The organism is Plesiomonas sp., assembly GCF_051650925.1.
In the GTDB taxonomy this organism is placed as follows: Bacteria; Pseudomonadota; Gammaproteobacteria; order Enterobacterales; family CAMTGL01; genus Plesiomonas.
On the sequence record NZ_JBOFRH010000258.1, the window covers coordinates 1 to 1,391 of the forward strand.

A 1,391-nucleotide genomic window follows, 5' to 3' on the forward strand; every position below is an offset into this window, starting at 1 on the left:
TGCCTTTGCAAACCTTGACGATGCTGCTGCTCTGGCTGAAAAGCTGCTGAAGTATGTCTTCAACGCAGTACTGGAAGAGCGTATGGACGATATGGCGTTCTTCGCCGATCGTATCGATAAAGATGCGGTTGCCCGCTTAGAACGTTTTATCAGTTCAGACTTTGCACAAATTGATTACACTGATGCTATCAAGATCCTCGAAACCTGCGGTAAGCAGTTCGAAAACCCAGTATTCTGGGGTGTGGATATGTCATCTGAGCATGAGCGTTATCTGGCTGAAGTTCACTTCAAATCACCGGTTGTCGTGAAGAACTATCCGAAAGATATCAAAGCATTCTATATGCGTATGAACGATGACGGTAAAACCGTTGCCGCGATGGATGTTCTTGCTCCAGGCATCGGTGAAATTATCGGTGGTTCACAGCGTGAAGAGCGTCTGGATATTCTTGATGCACGTCTAGACGAGATGGGCTTGAACAAGGAAGATTACTGGTGGTATCGCGATCTGCGCCGTTACGGTACAGTGCCACATGCCGGTTTCGGTTTAGGTTTTGAGCGTTTAGTTGCCTACGTTACCGGTATGCAAAACGTACGTGATGTTATTCCATTCCCACGTACACCACGCAACGCAGCATTCTGATGCACAGATTGGCATTTAGGCCAATCCGTTTAAGCAACAAACATACTGCGCGTTAGCGTAAAACAAAAAAGCCAACATTCTTATGTTGGCTTTTTTTATGTGTATGACATCAGCAAAATATGGATTAGCGCCCGATACCCTTCTTAGGGAAAAGTTCGTCACAAGACACAGATCATTACAGTCTGTAGCCTGATGCAAACACTGACACGAATAGATTCAATTAGTGGCTGGAATCATACCTGTGTAAGTGGGACATTAAATGCAAAGAAAGGTTCCGGCAAAAACACATTTAAATGACTCGCCGGAGCAATACGATACTGAATGAGGAAATAGCATGAAACGTACCGTTCTTGCAGCAATGATCCCAGCAATGCTGATGGCTACCGCTGCAAATGCCGCTGTTATTTATGATCAAAACAACAATAAACTTGATCTGTACGGCTCTGTAACCGGTGACTACCACTTTGCATCTAACCACAATGCCGACATGTATCAGCGTGGCGATCAAAGTTATGCGCGTCTGGGCCTAAAAGGGACTACCCAGATCAACAATAACCTGCAAGGTTTCGGCCACGTTGAATACAATCTGGCAACCAACCAAGACTCTAACTTCAATGGCCCTAGCCAGCTTCGTTTAGCCTATGTAGGTCTGAAAGATGACCGTTACGGTAGCATCAGCTACGGCCGTAACTGGGGCGTGTCTTACGATGTAACCGGTTATACTGACGTTCTGCCTGAGTGGGGCGAAGAT

2 protein-coding genes are annotated in these 1,391 nt (G+C 45.9%); both read left to right on the forward strand.

All coding sequences use genetic code 11. The annotated features are described in order from the left end of the window. Positions 1 to 640: amino acid--tRNA ligase-related protein (locus tag ACRC27_RS06135; protein WP_438639430.1), on the forward strand; the 640-nt coding region annotated here is incomplete at its 5' end. A 334-nt stretch (positions 641 to 974) separates the two neighbouring features. Further along, positions 975 to 1,391, forward strand: a 417-nt coding sequence (locus ACRC27_RS06140; RefSeq protein WP_438639431.1) for a porin, incomplete at its 3' end; no start/stop codon positions are given.